Genomic DNA, 1478 nt, shown 5'->3' with positions numbered 1-1478 from the left:
CCAACCACCCAACGACCGCAAGGCCTTGATGTCTGCACCGGCGTGCCAGAACTGCCAGTGTTCGCTACGCTGAAGGCTGGTTTCTGGCAATGTCCACTCAATGCGTACACGCCGTCCTGCAGCCGAGCAGATGCCTAGCGACGAGTTGTTTCGTTCGCGTCTGGAGAACCAGATCGATCTGCGTCATCGGCTGGCGCAGCTGAGCCAACGGATGCCGTGGACGGCCTTGGAGCAAGCCCTTTCATCGCGCTTGCCGACCACCCCGGCCGGTGGCGGTCGGGGTGGCATTGCCGGTGCGGCTGATGGCCGGTTTGCTCTCCCTCAAACACGCCTACGACCTGTCCGACGAAGCGGTGTGCGAGCGTTGGCTGGAAAATCCGGACTGGCAGTTCTTCACTGGCGAGGTCGTGTTCCAGACGCGCTTGCCGTGCGATCCCAGCTCGCTGACGCGGTGGCGGCAGCGGCTTGGCGAGGCCGGGATGGAAGAGTTGCTGGCGCACACCATCAACGCCGCACATGCCATGCAGGCGGTGGACGCACGCGAGTTGTCGCGGGTGATCGTGGACACCACGGTGCAGGAAAAGGCGATCGCCTATCCGACCGGCAGCCGTCTGCTGGCGGTGGCACGCAAGACGCTGGTGTGGCTGGCCAAGCGGCACGGCATCGGGGTGCGGCAAAGCGACGCGCGGCAAGGCCCGGCCCTGAGCCGCAAGGCGGGCCGCTATGCGCATGCGCGCCAGTTCAAGCGCATGCAGCGCGTGCTGCGGCGTCAACGCACGGTATTGGGACGGGTGGTGCGCGATATCGAGCGCAAGCTGGACCAGGTGGAACCCGGCGTACGTGAGCGCATCGCTGTCTGGCTGGAACGTGCGCAACGGCGGGACACGCAGCGCCCGAAAGACACACAAAAACTGTACGCATTGCATGCCCCGGAAGTGGCATGCATCGGCAAGGGCAAGGCGCGTCAAGCGTACGAATTCGGCGTCAAGGTCGGCATTGCGGTCACCGCCTGCAAGGGATTGGTCGTGGGTGCGCGCAGCTTCCCGGGCACCCCGTACGACGGCGACACCTTGGCCGAGCAACTGGAGCAGACGCGTGGGCTGCTGCAGGATGTGAGCGTAGAACCGACGGTGGCGATCGTGGACCTGGGCTATCGCGTGCGCGAGGTTGCTGGCGTGCAGGTCCTGCATCGCGGCAAGGCCAAGACGCTGACGCGACGGCACTGGCACTGGATCAAGCGACGGCAGGCGGTGGAGCCGGTGATCGGACATCTGAAAGACGACTGCAGGTTGCCTCGCTGCAGGCTGACAGGTGCACAAGGCGATGCGGTGCTCGGCTGCGCGGCCGGCTACACCCTGCGTTGGCTGCTGCACTGGATCGCGTTTTTGCGTACCTGGATGCGCGCGATGGGATGGTCATCCCTTAGCGCCGTACGGCTGTTACCGACGGCGCTTGGTGCTTGAAGGGGATTTTTCAGG

The 1478-nt window shown here is 65.2% G+C and carries 1 pseudogene; it reads left to right on the top strand.

From position 1 onward, the window contains the following. The first annotated feature begins 100 nt into the window (after nt 1–100). Nucleotides 101–1463, top strand: a pseudogene (locus tag XpopCFBP1817_RS20640) (IS5 family transposase). Nucleotides 1464–1478: the final 15 nt, after the last annotated feature.

The sequence above is a fragment of the Xanthomonas populi genome (genome assembly GCF_002940065.1).
Classification (GTDB): Bacteria; Pseudomonadota; Gammaproteobacteria; order Xanthomonadales; family Xanthomonadaceae; genus Xanthomonas; species Xanthomonas populi.
Note: the sequence above shows the minus strand (reverse complement) of the source record. Positions and strands in the feature narration are given on the sequence as shown.